The sequence below is a fragment of the Pseudomonas sp. LBUM1640 genome, assembly GCF_059716225.1.
In genome coordinates this window covers 6,804,822-6,820,534 of the sequence record NZ_CP166816.1, presented here as the reverse complement: position 1 = coordinate 6,820,534, position 15,713 = coordinate 6,804,822, and the positions used below count along the sequence as shown (strand labels likewise).

The 15,713-nt window shown below is 61.1% G+C and carries 13 protein-coding genes; 6 read left to right on the top strand and 7 right to left on the bottom strand.

Annotated features, from left to right (window positions below; translation table 11 throughout):
• The first annotated feature begins 85 nt into the window (after positions 1–85).
• On the top strand, positions 86–1,501 hold the full coding sequence (locus ACA065_RS30435; RefSeq protein ID WP_049710865.1) for an acetyl-CoA carboxylase biotin carboxylase subunit: 1,416 nt from the start codon (positions 86–88) through the stop codon (positions 1,499–1,501).
• Positions 1,502–1,512: 11 nt separating this feature from the next.
• Positions 1,513–3,321: a sodium-extruding oxaloacetate decarboxylase subunit alpha gene (gene oadA, locus ACA065_RS30430; protein WP_497692743.1), complete on the top strand. Its 1,809-nt coding sequence runs from the start codon at positions 1,513–1,515 to the stop codon at positions 3,319–3,321.
• An 82-nt stretch (positions 3,322–3,403) separates the two neighbouring features.
• Here the strand turns inward: oadA and ACA065_RS30425 are convergent, their stop codons facing one another.
• Both ACA065_RS30425 and ACA065_RS30420 read right to left on the bottom strand, forming a co-directional pair.
• Positions 3,404–4,696 carry an autotransporter outer membrane beta-barrel domain-containing protein gene (locus ACA065_RS30425; RefSeq protein WP_497692742.1) on the bottom strand — a complete coding sequence of 431 codons (1,293 nt, stop codon included), beginning with the start codon at positions 4,694–4,696 and terminating at the stop codon, positions 3,404–3,406.
• 109 nt (positions 4,697–4,805) lie between these two features.
• Positions 4,806–7,775, bottom strand: coding sequence for an autotransporter outer membrane beta-barrel domain-containing protein (locus ACA065_RS30420; protein WP_497692741.1), 2,970 nt, complete (start codon positions 7,773–7,775; stop codon positions 4,806–4,808).
• 236 nt (positions 7,776–8,011) lie between these two features.
• Here ACA065_RS30420 and ACA065_RS30415 point away from each other — a divergent pair, with 236 nt between their 5' ends.
• The 3 genes from ACA065_RS30415 to ACA065_RS30405 all read left to right on the top strand — a co-directional run bounded on the left by ACA065_RS30415 (position 8,012) and on the right by ACA065_RS30405 (position 10,024).
• Positions 8,012–9,337 carry a type II toxin-antitoxin system HipA family toxin gene (locus tag ACA065_RS30415; protein WP_497692740.1) on the top strand — a complete coding sequence of 442 codons (1,326 nt, stop codon included), beginning with the start codon at positions 8,012–8,014 and terminating at the stop codon, positions 9,335–9,337.
• The gene (locus tag ACA065_RS30410; RefSeq protein ID WP_242169649.1) at positions 9,334–9,609 is read left to right on the top strand and encodes a helix-turn-helix domain-containing protein; all 276 of its coding nucleotides are present in this window, start codon (positions 9,334–9,336) and stop codon (positions 9,607–9,609) included. Before ACA065_RS30415 ends, ACA065_RS30410 begins: the two co-directional genes overlap by 4 nt.
• A 148-nt stretch (positions 9,610–9,757) precedes the next feature.
• Positions 9,758–10,024 carry a hypothetical protein gene (locus ACA065_RS30405; RefSeq protein WP_177016730.1) on the top strand — a complete coding sequence of 89 codons (267 nt, stop codon included), beginning with the start codon at positions 9,758–9,760 and terminating at the stop codon, positions 10,022–10,024.
• 144 nt (positions 10,025–10,168) lie between these two features.
• On the opposite strand, the gene ACA065_RS30400 is transcribed toward ACA065_RS30405, so the two are convergent.
• The 3 genes from ACA065_RS30400 to ACA065_RS30390 are packed head-to-tail and all read right to left on the bottom strand — an operon-like array spanning position 10,169 to position 11,932.
• Positions 10,169–10,840 carry a GNAT family N-acetyltransferase gene (locus ACA065_RS30400; protein WP_497692739.1) on the bottom strand — a complete coding sequence of 224 codons (672 nt, stop codon included), beginning with the start codon at positions 10,838–10,840 and terminating at the stop codon, positions 10,169–10,171.
• 10 nt (positions 10,841–10,850) lie between these two features.
• Entirely contained in the window at positions 10,851–11,297 is a 447-nt protein-coding gene (locus ACA065_RS30395; RefSeq protein WP_497692738.1) for a GNAT family N-acetyltransferase, read from the bottom strand.
• Positions 11,294–11,932, bottom strand: coding sequence for an FMN-binding negative transcriptional regulator (locus tag ACA065_RS30390; RefSeq protein WP_497692737.1), 639 nt, complete (start codon positions 11,930–11,932; stop codon positions 11,294–11,296). Before ACA065_RS30390 ends, ACA065_RS30395 begins: the two co-directional genes overlap by 4 nt.
• 87 nt (positions 11,933–12,019) lie before the next feature.
• Here ACA065_RS30390 and pdxR point away from each other — a divergent pair, with 87 nt between their 5' ends.
• On the top strand, positions 12,020–13,597 hold the full coding sequence (pdxR, locus tag ACA065_RS30385; protein WP_497692736.1) for a MocR-like pyridoxine biosynthesis transcription factor PdxR: 1,578 nt from the start codon (positions 12,020–12,022) through the stop codon (positions 13,595–13,597).
• On the opposite strand, the gene ACA065_RS30380 is transcribed toward pdxR, so the two are convergent.
• The gene (locus ACA065_RS30380; RefSeq protein WP_497692735.1) at positions 13,581–14,672 is read right to left on the bottom strand and encodes a polyamine ABC transporter substrate-binding protein; all 1,092 of its coding nucleotides are present in this window, start codon (positions 14,670–14,672) and stop codon (positions 13,581–13,583) included. The genes pdxR and ACA065_RS30380 overlap by 17 nt on opposite strands.
• Positions 14,669–15,703, bottom strand: coding sequence for a histone deacetylase family protein (locus ACA065_RS30375; RefSeq protein ID WP_497692734.1), 1,035 nt, complete (start codon positions 15,701–15,703; stop codon positions 14,669–14,671). The genes ACA065_RS30380 and ACA065_RS30375 overlap by 4 nt, the downstream gene beginning before the upstream one ends.
• Positions 15,704–15,713 lie beyond the last annotated feature (10 nt).

Genomic DNA, 15,713 nt, shown 5'->3' with positions numbered 1-15,713 from the left:
GCGACTGTCATGAAACATTTGGTCACGCGCCGACCCCGGTCCAACGGGTCGTAGAACGCAGCAATCGGCTCAAGGGAATTTCCAAGTGATAAAAAAGATCCTGATCGCCAACCGTGGTGAAATTGCCGTACGAATCGTGCGTGCCTGCGCCGAGATGGGCATTCGCTCGGTCGCGGTTTACTCGGACGCCGACCGCCATGCGTTGCACGTCAAACGTGCCGACGAAGCCCACAGCATTGGTGCCGAGCCCCTGGCCGGCTACCTGAACCCGCGCAAGCTGGTGAACCTGGCCGTGGAAACCGGTTGCGATGCGCTGCACCCCGGCTACGGTTTCTTGTCGGAAAACGCCGAACTGGCGGATATCTGCGCCGAACGTGGCATCAAATTCATCGGCCCGTCGGCAGAAGTCATTCGCCGCATGGGCGACAAGACCGAAGCGCGCCGCAGCATGATCAAGGCCGGCGTGCCGGTTACCCCCGGCACCGAAGGCAACGTTGCCGACATCGCCGAAGCCCTGACCGAAGGCGACCGCATTGGTTACCCGGTAATGCTCAAGGCCACCTCCGGTGGTGGCGGTCGCGGTATCCGCCGTTGCAACAGCCGCGAAGAGCTCGAACAAGCCTTCCCCCGCGTGATTTCCGAGGCCACCAAGGCCTTCGGCTCGGCGGAAGTGTTCCTGGAAAAATGCATCGTCAACCCCAAGCACATCGAGGCGCAGATCCTCGGTGACAGCTTTGGCAATGTGGTGCATTTGTTCGAGCGCGATTGCTCGATCCAGCGTCGTAACCAGAAGCTCATCGAAATTGCCCCGAGCCCCCAGCTGACCCCTGAACAGCGCGCCTACATCGGCGACCTGTCAGTGCGCGCGGCCAAGGCCGTGGGCTACGAAAACGCCGGCACCGTGGAGTTCCTGCTCGCCGAGGGCGAGGTGTATTTCATGGAGATGAACACCCGGGTGCAGGTGGAACACACCATCACCGAGGAAATTACCGGCATCGACATTGTTCGCGAGCAGATCCGTATCGCCTCGGGCCTGCCGTTGTCGGTAAAACAGGAAGACATCCAGCACCGTGGTTTCGCGTTGCAGTTCCGCATCAACGCCGAAGACCCGAAGAACAACTTCCTGCCCAGCTTCGGCAAGATCACCCGTTACTACGCACCTGGCGGCCCCGGCGTGCGTACCGACACGGCGATTTATACCGGCTACACCATCCCACCGTTCTACGACTCCATGTGCCTGAAACTGGTGGTGTGGGCGTTGACCTGGGAAGAAGCCATGGACCGCGGCCTGCGTGCCCTGGACGACATGCGCCTGCAAGGCGTGAAGACCACTGCCGCCTACTACCAGGAAATCCTGCGCAACCCGGAATTCCGCAGCGGCCAGTTCAATACCAGCTTCGTTGAAGCCCACCCTGAGCTGACCAACTACTCGATCAAGCGCAAACCCGAAGAGCTGGCCCTGGCCATCGCCGCCGCCATCGCCGCCCACGCAGGCCTGTGAGGAATACAACAATGTCCAAGAAAATCTTTGTCACCGACACCATCCTGCGCGACGCCCACCAATCGTTGCTGGCGACCCGCATGCGCACCGACGACATGCTGCCGATCTGCGACAAGCTCGACAAAGTCGGCTACTGGTCGCTGGAAGTCTGGGGCGGTGCGACCTTCGACGCCTGCGTACGCTTTTTGAAAGAAGACCCGTGGGAGCGCCTGCGCCAACTGCGCGCCGCATTGCCTAACACGCGCCTGCAAATGCTGCTGCGCGGCCAGAACCTGCTGGGCTACCGCCACTACAGCGACGACGTGGTCAGAGCCTTCGTCGCCAAGGCTGCCGTGAATGGCATCGACGTGTTCCGCATCTTCGACGCGATGAACGACGTGCGTAACCTGCGTGTGGCCATTGAAGCGGTCAAAGCTGCCGGCAAACATGCCCAAGGCACCATCGCTTACACCACAAGCCCGGTGCACACCATCGGTGCGTTCGTGGCCCAGGCCAAGCAAATGGAAGCCATGGGTTGCGACTCGGTGGCGATCAAGGACATGGCCGGCCTGCTGACCCCATACGCCACCGGCGAACTGGTCAAGGCACTGAAAGCCGAGCAAAGCCTGCCGATCTTCATTCACTCGCATGACACCGCCGGCTTGGCCGCGATGTGCCAACTCAAGGCCATCGAAAACGGTGCCGACCACATCGATACCGCGATCTCCAGCTTCGCCTGGGGCACCAGCCACCCGGGCACCGAGTCGATGGTCGCCGCCCTCAAAGGCAGCGAATTCGACACCGGCCTCGACCTGGAGCTGCTGCAGGAAATCGGCCTGTACTTCTACGCCGTGCGTAAGAAGTACCACCAGTTCGAAAGCGAATTCACCGCTGTCGACACCCGTGTTCAAGTTAACCAAGTACCGGGCGGGATGATTTCCAACCTGGCCAACCAGTTGAAAGAGCAGGGCGCACTCAACCGCATGAGCGAAGTGCTGGCAGAGATCCCGCGGGTGCGTGAAGACCTCGGCTTTCCGCCGCTGGTTACCCCGACCTCGCAGATCGTCGGCACCCAGGCGTTCTTCAACGTGCTGGCCGGTGAACGCTACAAAACCATCACTAACGAAGTGAAGCTCTACCTGCAAGGCGGCTACGGCAAGGCGCCGGGCACCGTGAACGAAAAGCTGCGCCGCCAGGCCATCGGCAGCGAAGAGGTGATCGACCATCGCCCGGCTGACCTGCTCAAGCCGGAAATGACCAAGCTGCGCGGTGAAATTGGCGCGTTGGCCAAGTCCGAAGAAGACGTGCTGACCTACGCGATGTTCCCGGACATCGGCCGCAAGTTCCTCGAAGAGCGCGACGCCGGCACTTTGAGCCCTGAAGTGTTGTTGCCGATTCCTGAGGCCGGCGGTGTGGCGCGCGCCGGTGGCGAAGGCGTGCCGACTGAGTTTGTCATCGACGTGCACGGCGAAAGCTACCGCGTGGATATCACGGGTGTGGGCGTGAAGGCTGAAGGCAAGCGCCACTTCTACCTGTCCATCGACGGCATGCCGGAAGAAGTGGTGTTCGAACCGCTCAACGAGTTTGTCAGCAGCGGCGGCAGCAAGCGCAAGCACGCCACCGAGCCGGGCCATGTCAGCACGGCGATGCCGGGCAATATCGTCGACGTGCTGGTCAAGGAAGGCGACGTGGTCAAGGCCGGCCAGGCCGTGCTAATTACCGAAGCCATGAAGATGGAAACCGAAGTGCAGGCCGCGATTGCCGGCAAGGTTACCGCCGTTCATGTGGCCAAGGGCGACCGGGTGAACCCTGGCGAAATCCTGATTGAAATCGAAGGCTGATTTAGCCTTCGACACTACCGCTTAATCCTCGGGGGGGCAGGTGCCCCCCTTTTTTTTCGTGCGCAATTTACTGCCCGCGCGATTAAAAGCTCATCTTCCACGACCCCATCAAGCCCTGGCTTTGGCTCTGGCTGCCGGCGTGTGCGCTGTAGGCCAGGCCAACGGTGTGCTGTGTCGACAGGGCAAGGTCCAGACCCGCTTGAGCGTCCAGGCTATTGCGGTCCAGCGAGGTGCCGTTGATGGTGAAGCCGTCGATGAGTCCTGGCGCGGCGCGAGAAGATTGGCGTACGTGGCTGTGCACCTCGCCATAGAGGTGTTTCCAGCCCGTACTCAGGTGAGGCGTGAGGCTCATGCGGTTATCGAACCGATACACCGTCGCCAAGCGAAGGCCAAAGGTGCTGCTCAGGTTTTGCTGGGTTTGTGAGCCAACGTTCAACGCGGTCAGGCCACCTGTTTCCTTGAAACTGTCGCGTTGATAGCGCTGATAGCCGAGGCCTGCGAAGGGCTCTACGTGCACGTATTCACCGCCCAACTGATAGCCCGCTTCGGAAAACACGGTTTGGCTTTGGGCGGTGTGTTTGCCCTTGAGCTGCTCGCTGTAATTGATCACATTGACGCGGCGCTTGTTCTGGCCGGTATGGTCGCTGTAGATCGCCCCCAGGCGCAGGGCCAGTGGGCCGTCCTGGCGCACGGCGTAGCCGCCCAGGTGCCAGCTGTCGAGGTCGGCGGAGAAGCCCCGAGCATCAAATTGGCTGGTGGATTTTGCGCCCATCACCCCCACACGCCAGGCGTGGTCCAGTGCCCAGTCGGCGCCCAGCATTAGACCTTGGGTGGCGTGTTTGAGGCCGGCGCTGCCACCCTGTTTGTCGAGGCTGCCTTTGTTGCTCAGGCCCTGCACCCAAAAATGCCCGGCATCGTCGGTGGGCAGCGTGCGCAGGGTTGAGAGCAATTGGTGGCTGATTTGCCCAGTGACGGCGTGGGTTGCGCCCGCCAGGTTGGCATTTTGGCTGCCGGCCAATTGCTCGAGGGTTGCGCCGATGCCACCGGGTTGATGGGTCAGTGCTTCGGCGATTGATTCCAGCTCAGCATCCCGTTCCGGGCTCAGCTCGCCGGACTCCAGCAGTTTAGCCACTGCAGGCTCCAGAACCTTGGCGGCCTGTAGGCCATTGTGCGTGGTGGCCTGTCGTGTGAGGTAACCGTCCAGGGACGCTGCTTCCTTTGGAGGCGTGTTCAACCGCTCATTATCAAGCGAGTTGTAGGGCTGCACCCCATCGGGAGTGGACTCTATATCTCCTCGCGCCTGCGCGCATTGAAGGCTGACGGCGCTGATCGCAAGGGCCATGACAAGTGCAAGTCTGTGATGTGTACGGGGCATGTAATCCCAACCTCTGATGAATGAGGCCGGGAATTTAACGAGATGGCGGGGTGATAACTGTCAGGTCATCGACCCCTGGTTTGCGGGAGTTGTCTTTAGTCCGGCGCGATTAAAAACTCATCTGCCATTGCCCTGTCAGCGCGTGGTTACGGCTGTTACTGCCTAGCTCGCCGGTGTACCCCAGGCCCAAGCTATGGCGCGCCGACAAGCCCACATCGAGCCCCGCTTCGACGAGCAGGCTGTTGCGGTCCAGGGCGCTGCCCTCAACGTTGAAGGCCGTGCCACCGGCCAGGAAAGCCTGGCGCGTGTTGCTGTCGACATCGCCGTAGGTGTGCTTCCAGCCTGCGCTCACGCGTGGCGTGAGGCTGATGCCGTTGTCCAGTTGGCTCAAGCGCGCCAGGCGCAGCCCGAATGTGCTGCTGAAATTGTCCTGGGTTTGACCGTCGACATGCAGCGCGGCGGCGCCGCCTTTTTCGTTATAGCTGTCACGTCTGTAGCGCTGATAGCCAAGGTTGGCGAACGGCTCGGCACTCAAGCGACCACTGCCCATGGCGTAGCCCAGTTCGGCGAAGGCTTGCTGGCTGTTGGCGTCATAGTCGCCTTTGGGGCGGTCGCTGAAACCGTTGAAGGCCACTGTGCGTTTGCTGTCGCCCTGGTGCCCGCTGTAGGCCGCACCCAGGCGCAAGGCCAGTGGCCCGCTCTGACGCATGGCGTAAACGCCGGCGTGCCAGCTGTCGACGCTGCCGTCGACGCCAGTGGTGTCCAGGTTCGTCTTCGAATAGCCGCCCAGCACGCCCACGCGCCAGTCGCTGTCGAGTGCCCAATCGGCGCCCAGTACGCTGCCCTTGGTGCGTTGGGTGAGGCCATTGCTGCCGTGCTCGCCGTCGAGCTTGCCGTAGCTGCCGATGCCTTGCAGCCACAGACGGCCACGGGCATTCGGGTCATTGAGGTTACGCGCTTGCGCCGGCACGCCGGTGGCGGCGAGCACGGGCGTGTCTTTTTGATCAAGCCCGACCAGCAAGCCCGCACCGCCGCCTAGCTGGTGCATGGCGGCGAGCATGCTGCTGCCCACTTGGGCACTGGCACCGAGCGTGGCGCTGGTGAGGTTGGCGGTGCTGCTGCCGGCCAGTTGCTCGATGGCAGCGCCAGCGCTGGCGGTGGTGGTGTTGAGCAAGGCGTTATACAGCGGGTTGTTCTTGCCCAGACCCGCCAGGCTGTTGGCCGCGCTGGCGCCGTTGCCGGTGCTGGCGAACTGGTTGAAGGCGATGTCGTTACGGGTGTATGTCAGGCCGACTTGGGTGGGGCTGTAATCCAGGGTCGGGGTCAAGAAGGCATAGTCGCTGGTGACGTTGCCGAAGGTGCCGTTGATGCTGCCGGCTTGCAGCACGGTGTAGTGGCTTTGCCACGGGTATGTGCCCTCGCCGGGGTTGATCGCCAAGGTCGCACCATTGAGGTTGGCGATGCCGCCGACCTTGATCGGCGCGCTGCTGCCATCGGCGTTGACGCCGTAGGCCAGGGTCGCGCCGCTGCCCAGGGTCAGGTCGCGGGTGATGGTCGCGGTGCCCAGCGCCGTGTTGGTCTGCAACGTGCCATTGACCACCAGGCTGCCCACCGAGCCGCCACCGGCATACATACCCCCGGCATCGACCGTCACGTTACCGGCAATGCCGCCTTGGTTGATCAGCTTGGCGCCGCTGAAAATTTCGCCACCCTCGCTGAAATCACCGCTGCCGGTGAGGGTCCAGGTGCCTTGTTTCACGTCCAGCCATTCGAAGTTGCGGCTGTCACCGAAACTGCCGCCCGCGGCGTCATCCATGCTCAGCCGGTCATAGCCGGCGCCGCCGTCCACCAGGCCGACAAAACGGCTGCCGCCCAGCAACACCAGCTTGTCATCGCCGCCGCCCAGATCCAGGGCCAGGCCGTTGCTGCCGCTGATGGTGCCGCCGTTGATCACGGTGTCGGCAAAGTTGCCGACGAACTTCACCCCAAACCCATTCAGGCCCTGGATGGTGCCGTGGTTTTCCAGGGTGGTGGCGGCGAGGCCCGGGCCGTCGCTGCCGTCGTCCACCAGGATCGCGTTGTTGGCGCCGCTGACCAGCGCGCCGCGGGCGTTATACACATAGCCGCCGCCCAGGGCGATGCCTTCGCTGCCGTTGGCAAAGCCGTTCTTGTCGACACCCCCGGCGCCGATGCCCTGGATGACCCCGTAGTTTTCGATATGCGCGATTTTGTCGATGTCCACGCCATCGCCGTCGCCGTCCGGTTGCAGCCCGGAGTAGGCGCCGGTGATGGTGCCGTGGTTGATCACCGTACCGTCGCCATCGGAGCCAAAACCCGAACCGTTGCGGCCGATCACTGTGCCGTAGTTGGTGAGCGTGGCGCCCAGGTCGGTGGTGATGCCGTGGCGGCCCCCGGAAATCAGGCCGTAGTTGGTCACCGTCACGCCGGTGGCGGAGTCGATATCGACGCCGTCGAATTTGTCGTCGCGCGAGAACGTATCGCCGCTCGAGATCTCGCCATAGTTGGTGATGCTGGCGTTGGCCCCGGTCTTCATGCCGTCACTGGCATCGCCGCGAATCAAGCCGCCGGCGCGGTTGATGATGGTGGTCGTGACATTGGCGCTGCGGATCGCATCCAGGTCCAGCCCTTGGCCGGTGGCCGAGCGAATGGTGCCGCTGTTGTCGATCAACAAGCTGCCGCTGGCAAAGTTGCTATTGATGCGCAGCGCGTCGTTGGCACCCTGGATCACGCCACCCGCGAGGTTGTAAATGCTGTAGTTGCGCGCCCCGGTGATCGTCCCCGAACTGTCGATGCCGCGCCCGCCAGTGGAGATCAGCTTGCCCGCGTTAGTGATCACCACGCCCGCACCGCTGGTGCCGTCCTTGAGCGTGACGGCCACGCCGGGTGTGGTAATGCTGCCCGGCGCCGAGGTGGTCAACGAATCACTGCCGGTGAGGGTTTGCCCGATGGTGGTCGGTGTATCGATCTGCAAGGTTTTGGTCGGCGCAGGCGCCGCTTCAGCGAGACCGCTGGCCAGTAAGGTAATGGCGAGTGCGAGGCGGTGGGGCGACAGGGGCATGGCGGACGACCTTGTTATGGAAACGAGTCGACCTGTATAGCGGAGGAGGATTGCAGGAATGTGTCGATACTATGACATGTGCTATTTCTGCATTTTATTGCGTAAATAGCTCCAAAGTTTTTTGTTTTATGCATTTTATTGCAGTTTTCGCGGGTGCATAGATTACCCATCTGCACTATATTGCAACCAATGAGCACTTTATTCGCTGATAAATGCATTAAATTGCAGGTAGAGCCATGGTCAGCCTGACGCTACAACTCTACGTCAAAGGGAAATGGCAGGACGCCATGCTCCTGACTTTTGATAAGCCGCAGCTGGGGTTCGAAAGCCGGTGCAGTTTTGGTTATGACCAGCGCTATCTGGTGGACCACCTTGATGAATTGGCGACCCCTTTCGCCACTTCCGTGAGCACCCGATTTCCTCTGCAATGGGAGGGCGGCAGAACCCGCAATGCTCCCGCTTTTGTGCATGACATTGCACCGGCGGGTGCCGCTAAACGTTTTTTGATGGCGCGTATTGGCCGGGAAAAACCGGATGATCTCGGTGCAGACCTGTTTCTGCTAATGCGCAATACGCCCGCCCCGATTGGCCATATGCGGATCAAAGAGTCGATTGAGGCCTTGGACAGTCAGCCTGCCATCGGGTTTGAGCGTGATGAAGTCATCCAGCGAGATAACCGTTTCCTCGAATATGCCTATGAACAAGGCGCGGCGATTGGCGGGGCCACGGGGGCGGGCGGCGAGGCGCCAAAGCTGTTGCTGACGGAAAATCAGGACGGGTTGTTGTTCCCGGATGCGGTGCTCGATGACGAGCAGGTCAAGCAGCACTGGTTCGTGAAGTTTGCGCGCAACAAGGGTACGCAGATGGATCAGGACATTCTGCGAAGCGAATACCACTACTACAAAGCCTTGCAGACCTTGGGTATGGATACCGTGGCGGAGTCAGGGCTGTCCCTGGAGGAGGCGAGAAAGCCCAGTGTGTGGATGCAGCGATTTGATCGATGTGTCACTGCGCAAGGGGTCGAGCGCTATGCCGTGGAGTCGATTGACTCACTGGCAGGTGTGACTGAGCCCGGCAGTGCCATGGCGCATCGCGAGGTGGTGGAACTGCTGGTCGGCGTGTGGCGAGAGGCGGGTCAATCCAACGAAGTGCCAGCATTGGTCGCTGAGTACCTGAAGCGCGATCTATTGAACAAAATTCTCGGTAACTCAGACAACCATGGTCGTAACACCTCGATCATTCGCGAAGCGAACGCCTTGCGCCTTGCCCCCATTTACGATTTGGCGCCGATGGTGATGGACGACGAAGGCATCACGCGCACCACCAAATGGCCAAGGGAACTGGAACGGGCAGGCGAGGTGGACTGGCGCGGGGTATGTCATTCGTTGGGTGATCTTGTCGATAGCCAGGAACTGTTCGAAGGCCTCAGAGCCGCCGCGCAACAGTTATCTGCTTTGCCAGACATCCTCAGTGCAGGCGGTCTGCCTGCCGTGACGATGAACCATCCAGGCATTGCCTTGAAAAATTTGCCGCAGCGCCTGAAAGAGTGGGGATTGAAATGAGCCTGACCGTTGAAGAACGCACCCTGCTGATTGAAAGCATTCAGGATGCCTTGGCCGATGGCACGCTGGAAATCGCCGAAGCGGTACGCCGCTTGCGCACTGAAGTCACCGGCCTGCACCAAAGCCAGTTCGCCAAGATGTGCAAAATATCGGTGCGAACTTTGGTGCATATCGAGCATGGCGAGGGGAATCAGACCCTGAAATCCTTAAATGCTGTGTTCAGGCCGTTTGGGTTGAAGATGGGCGTGGTGAAGGTTCGCAGAAGCTTGTAGGAAAAGGCGATTTCATGGCGTTAGAGCCTTATTAAGTGTTTCCGGTTTTAGCTGCTGGTTTACATTGCGCTGGTTGCCGATGTGTCGGCGGCCGATCTTAGCCGGTCGAAAAAATGGAACCTCTAACTTCAATTACGAGTGTTTCGTTATGCCTACCTACACCCCGCTAGACAGCAATATCAGCTGCAATCCCGTTTTCTTCATCAATGACGACGTCGAAGCCTGTGAGTTGTTCGAAACCGCCACTCAGCGCATTCAGGCGGCCCGCGATCTGCTCAATAGCGTCACCTGTTTAAGTACCGAGTTGGCCGAAGGCGCTGACCTGCAACATGTCGCTTCGGCAGCGCATCTGTTGTTGCAGGATGGGTGTGATGCCTTGAAGGCGTTGGGCTGGAAGGTGGGTAAAGGCGGCTGAGCCCAAAGCTTGGAATTGCTGAAAATCTAATGTGGGAGCGGGCTTGCTCGCGAATGCGGTAGTTCAGTCAACACATGCTGTGACTGATACACCGCTTTCGCGAGCAAGCCCGCTCCCACATTGGTTTTGTGTTGCTGGGGAGAATCAGGCCCGGCACTCGGCCAGTGTTTTCAGTTGGCCGGAACCACTCTGGTTGGCCTCCGACAGCCACGCTTCAAACCCTGCTCCAACCGTCGGCCATTCCGAGTCCAGGATCGAATACCACGCCGTGTCGCGGTTCTGCCCCTTGACCACCATGTGCTGGCGGAACACGCCTTCAAAGCTGAAGCCCAAACGCTCCGCCGCGTACTTGGAGCGGGCGTTGCCGTTGTTGCACTTCCATTCCAGGCGGCGGTAGCCCTGCTCAAACGCGTACTTGGCCAGCAGGTACACGGCGTCGGTGCTTTTCGGCGAGCGCTGCATCGGTGCGCCGAAGGTGACGTGGCCGATTTCGATGCGGCCCTGGGCCGGGACAATCGACATCAGGCTGAGGATGCCCTGCACGTCGCCGCTTTTGCGGTCGATCACGCTGAAGAAATACGGGTCGCTGTGCTGGGCATGGTTGTTGAGCCAGGCATCGAAGGCGGTGCGCTCGGGGAAGGGGCCGTATGGCAAATAGTCCCAGAGTTTCGGGTCGGCGCCGGGCCCTTCGAGTGCTTGCCAAAGGCCGTCGGCATGGCGCGCCGGGTCGAGTTTTTCCAGGCGGATAAAACGCCCTTCAAGCAGTTGAACCGTGGGCGCCGGGACGCCTTTCCAGTCGGCGGGTGAGATAGGCATGCTGCGCTCCTTAAAGACCTTTGCGAAATTGAATAAAACCAGGCCGTTCGGCAATGCGTTCGTAGAGTTGGATCGCCGTGGCATTGGTCTCGTGGGTCAACCAGTGCACCTTGCAGCAACCGTCGGCCTTGGCGGTGGCGTAGACAAATTCGATCAGCTTGCGGCCCACGCCCGTGCCGCGTTGGGTCGGGTCCACCAGCAGGTCCTGCAAATAGCAGGAATTTTCGATGCTCCAGTTGGAGCGATGGTAGATGAAGTTGACCATGCCCACCGCCTTGCCATCCTGCCAGGCCAGCGCCGAATGGGTCGGTTCGTTGGCGTCGATCAGGCGCTGCCAGGTGCTTTGGCTGACGGCGCCTGGCAGCTCGGTGTTGTAGAACGCCAAGTACGCCTGCCACAGCGGTAGCCAGGCAGCGTGGTCGGCGGCGGTGACGGGGCGGATGTCGATCTGGCTCATTCTGGAGCTCCTTGGGGAATAAAGCGCGCGAGGGTCTGGTCGCGCACATCAATGCTGGCGGCGAGGCCTTCGCGTACGCCGGCGATGTCGGCTGGGCTGCGGTTCTGGCTGAGTTTGCGTTTGCCGATCAGGCGCTCGATGGGCAAAGCGAAGCCGACGATGGCCTTGAGCATGCCGTCAATGTAGTCGGCCGGTGCGTCGCTGACTTTCCACGGCTGGGCGCGGCTGCCTTCATGGCGGTCGGTGAGCGCCGTGACCACGGCGAGCAAACGCTCGGCGTCGGTGAATACCTCGGCCGTGCCGTAGGCGTGCACCGCGATGTAATTCCAGGTGGGCACCACTTTGCCGTGCTCGGCTTTGGCCGGGTAAAACGCCGGGCTGATGTAGGCATCGGCGCCGGCAAAGATCACCAAGGCTTCGCTGCCGTTTTGCAGGTCACGCCACTGCGGGTTGGCTTTGGCCAGGTGCCCGTAAAGTGTGCCGTTCGGGCCTTCATCGGGGTTGAGCAGCAGTGGCAAGTGGCTGGCTTGCAAGCCTTGCTCGCCAAAGGTCACCAACTGCGCCAGGCGCGTGTGCTGGATCAGTTGCTGCAGTTCGGGCAAATCATCGAGGGCAAAGGCGCGGGGTGTGTACATGGAAATTTTCCTTGGCGAATGCCTGCATCCTAGGCAGGCTAATGGTTCGTTGTAAGAGCCATCTAGCGCCAATTTCATAGGTCCAATATGCCGCCCATTTCGCCGCCGCTGTCATTCAACCCTGCCGGTATTGAGCTGGATCGCCGCCAGGGGCTGACCCGCCAACTGTATGAGGCCCTGCGCCAGCGGGTGCTGGACGGGCGGCTGGTCAGCGGCACGCGATTGCCCGCGACCCGTGACTTGGCAGCGGCGCTGTCGATCTCGCGTAACAGTGTGGTGCGCGCCTACGATCAGCTGTATGCGGAGGGGTTTATCGAGAGCCGGGTCGGCGATGGCACTTACGTAGCCCAGTTACCCACGCCCAAAAAACTATCCACAAAAGTATCCACAGGGTTTTCAACAGGCTTATCCCCAGCCTTATCCACAAAATGGGAGAAATTGCCGGAAGATCTCGACAGTGAAGTTATCCACAGCGCGGGCCTGAAGCGGGTAAAAAAAAACCACCTGGCCCAACCTCCCTCGGGGCCGCCTCGGGCGTTTCGTGTTGGCGTGCCGGCCTTTGATCTGTTTCCGTTTGAGGTATGGGCCAAGCTGAATGGGGCTTTCTGGCGCAAGCCGGACCTGGAGCAGCTCTGCTACGGCAACCCGGCCGGTGATAGCCGCCTGCGCGGTTTGATCGCCGCTTACCTGCGCAGCTCGCGGGGCATGCAGTGCACGGCTGAGCAGATTGTGATCACCTGTGGCGCGCAGCAAGCAATCAGCCTTTGTGCACAGTTGCTGGTGGAGCCCGGCGACGGGGTGGCGGTGGAGAATCCCGGGTATCGCGCGGCAGGTCATGCGTTCGCGTTGGCCGGCGGGCACTTGCATGGCGTGCCAGTGGACGCCGAAGGCATTGATTGCCAGGTCCTCAATACCCTCGCAGATTGCCGAGTGACGTATGTCACGCCTTCCCACCAGTACCCGATGGGTGTGGTGATGAGCCTGGCGCGCCGACTTGAGTTGCTGGCCTGGGCCGAGCGCACAGGCGGTTGGATCATTGAGGACGATTACGACGGTGAGTACCGCTACAGCGGCGCGCCCCTGTCACCGTTGGCGGCGCTGGATCGCAGTGGGCGAGTGCTGTATGTCGGCACCTTCGGCAAGGTGGCGTTCCCGGCGTTACGCCTGGGTTATCTGGTATTGCCCGCGGGCTTGGTAGACGCTTTTACCCGGCGTCGCGCCGTGGACATTCGCCATTCCGAAGTCAGTACCCAGGCGGTGATGGCGGAGTTTATGGCCGCTGGGCATTTTCAGCGGCACATCCGTCGCATGCGACGGGCCGCGTTGAGCCGGCGCAATGCCTTGCTCGCCGGCTGGCCCAGTGGGTTGCCGGGTGTCGGCGAGCTGCCCAGTGTCGCAGCGGGGCTGCACCTGACGGTGCGCGTGGGCAGCCTAGCGCGCGAGCAGCAATTGCTGAGCCAGGCACATGCGGCAAACGTCGAGATTAATGGCTTGAGCAGTTACTGGTTGCCCCACTCCACCACGCCCGGCGATCAACGTGCCGGGCTGGTGTTGGGTTTCGCCGCTGTGCCTGAGGCAGATATCGCCCTGGCGCTGGCGCGCCTACGGCAGGCATGGGGCCCCGCCGTTCCTGAGCTCACTTGTCAGTTCAGGTGCCCGACTTGATCTTGGTCCACGCCCGTGTCCTGGCTCGTTCCGCATCGCGGCCCAGTGGCTTGAGGGTATAGAGCGTGTTCATGGCGGCGGCGGTCGGGTACAGGTTGGGATTATTGCGAATCGCCGGGTCGACCAACTCGGTGGCGTCCTTGTTCGGGTTGGGGTAGCCGACAAAGTCGCTGATCGGCGCGATCACTTGGGGTTGCAGCAGGTAGTTGATAAAGGTGTAGGCGTCCTGTGGGTTTTGCGCGCCCTTGGGAATGGCGAGCATGTCGAACCAGATCGGTGCGCCTTCTTTAGGCAGGCGCATGTCCACGCTCACGCCATTTTTGGCCTCTTTGGCGCGGTTGGCGGCCTGCGCGAAACTGCCGGAATAGCCCACGGCCACGCAGATGTCGCCGTTGGCGATATCTGCCATGTATTTGGAGGAGTGAAAGTAGGTGATGTAGGGGCGGATCTTCATCAGCAGCGCTTCAGCCTTGACGTAATCCTTGGGGTTGCTGCTGTTGGGGTCCAGCCCCAGGTGTTGCAAGGCCAGGGGCAGAATCTCCGAAGGCGAATCCAGCAGGGCGACGCCACATTGCTTGAGCTTGCTGATGTTCTCTTCCTTGAAGATCAGGTCCCAGCTGTCCACCGGCGCGTTATCGCCCAACGCCGCCTTGACCTTGGCCGGGTTGAAACCGATGAGGATGGTGCCGTACATGTAGGGCACGGCGAATTTATTACCCGGGTCGTTGGCCTCGATCAGCTTCATCAGCTTGGGGTCGAGGTGGTTCCAGTTCGGCAACTGGCTGCGGTCCAATGGCTGGAACACCCCGGCTTCGATCTGTTTGGCAAGGAACACATTGGACGGCACCACCACGTCATAGCCGGAGTTGCCGGTGAGCAGCTTGGCTTCGAGGGCTTCGTTGGTGTCGAAGATGTCGTACACCAGTTTGATCTTCGGGTTCTGGGCCTTGAAGTCTTCAAGCGCCTTGGGCGTGATGTAGTCGAACCAGTTGTAGACCTTAAGGGGTTTCTCTTCGGCGTGGGCCGCGCCGCCGAGAACGGCTGCACAGAGGACGAGTGACTTGAGCGTGTTCATTGGGCGGACTCCTCAAAACCTTCGAGCACGTTGACGGCATTGATGCCGATTTCTTCCACGGCGTAGCCGCCTTCCATCACAAACAGCGTGGGTTTGCCCAAGCGGGCGATGCGTGCGCCCATTGCCAGGTAGTCCGGGCTGTCGAGTTTGAACTGTGAAATGGGGTCATCCTTGAATGTGTCCACGCCCAAGGACACTACGATGACCTCGGCGTCGTAGTGCTCGATCTCTCGGCAGGCTTGCTCCAGTGCGGCGCTCCAGCGTTCCCAGCCAGAGCCTGCCGCCAGCGGGTAGTTGAAGTTGAAGCCAGCGCCGGCGCCTTCTCCCAGCTCATCGGCATAGCCCAGGAAGAACGGGAACTCCGCCTCCGGATGGCCGTGGATCGAGGTGAAGAGCACGTCGCTGCGCGCATAAAAAATCGACTGCGTGCCGTTGCCGTGGTGGTAATCCACATCGAGGATCGCGACCTTTTTATAGCCCTGGTCAAGAAACGCCTGGGCGGCAATCGCCGCGTTGTTGAGGTAGCAATAACCGCCCATCAAATCGCTGGCGGCGTGATGCCCCGGCGGGCGACACAGGGCAAAGGCGGCGTTTGCACCTTGCGCGATAGCCTGTTGCGCGGTCAGCGCGACTTGCGCCGCGCTGTAGGCCGCTTGCCAGGTGCCGGCGGTAATCGGTGCGCCGCCGTCAAAACTGTAATAACCCAACTGGCCGTGCAGGCTGGTGGGCATGACGCGGCGCAAGGTGCGGGCGGGCCAGGTGTAGGGCAGCAAGTCGCCGTCCTGGCCGAATTCGGTCCAGCGTTCCCAGGCACCTTTGAAAAAGTCGAGGTAGTCGCGGCTGTGGATGCGTTGCAGCGGCGCCAGGCCAAAGTCCTGCGGCGCCTGCACCGGGCCCAGTTCGCGGGCCTTGACGCGTTGCAGTACATGGTCGGCGCGCGACGGCATTTCGAAGCAGGGCATTAATTGCCCGTCCATCAATTCGCAACGGCCGTGATGCAGGTGATGATCATCCGAGTAGATCGTCAGCATGTGTTGTTCT

Coding starts and splice junctions, on each gene's coding strand:
- ACA065_RS30410 (WP_242169649.1), top strand. CDS start 9,334: ATGAGCCTGACCGTTGAAGAACGCACCCTGCTGATTGAAAGCATTCAG.
- pdxR (WP_497692736.1), top strand. CDS start 12,020: ATGCCGCCCATTTCGCCGCCGCTGTCATTCAACCCTGCCGGTATTGAG.
- oadA (WP_497692743.1), top strand. CDS start 1,513: ATGTCCAAGAAAATCTTTGTCACCGACACCATCCTGCGCGACGCCCAC.
- ACA065_RS30420 (WP_497692741.1), bottom strand. CDS start 7,775: ATGCCCCTGTCGCCCCACCGCCTCGCACTCGCCATTACCTTACTGGCC.
- ACA065_RS30390 (WP_497692737.1), bottom strand. CDS start 11,932: ATGTACACACCCCGCGCCTTTGCCCTCGATGATTTGCCCGAACTGCAG.
- ACA065_RS30405 (WP_177016730.1), top strand. CDS start 9,758: ATGCCTACCTACACCCCGCTAGACAGCAATATCAGCTGCAATCCCGTT.
- ACA065_RS30375 (WP_497692734.1), bottom strand. CDS start 15,703: ATGCTGACGATCTACTCGGATGATCATCACCTGCATCACGGCCGTTGC.
- ACA065_RS30425 (WP_497692742.1), bottom strand. CDS start 4,696: ATGCCCCGTACACATCACAGACTTGCACTTGTCATGGCCCTTGCGATC.
- ACA065_RS30395 (WP_497692738.1), bottom strand. CDS start 11,297: ATGAGCCAGATCGACATCCGCCCCGTCACCGCCGCCGACCACGCTGCC.
- ACA065_RS30415 (WP_497692740.1), top strand. CDS start 8,012: ATGGTCAGCCTGACGCTACAACTCTACGTCAAAGGGAAATGGCAGGAC.
- ACA065_RS30380 (WP_497692735.1), bottom strand. CDS start 14,672: ATGAACACGCTCAAGTCACTCGTCCTCTGTGCAGCCGTTCTCGGCGGC.
- ACA065_RS30400 (WP_497692739.1), bottom strand. CDS start 10,840: ATGCCTATCTCACCCGCCGACTGGAAAGGCGTCCCGGCGCCCACGGTT.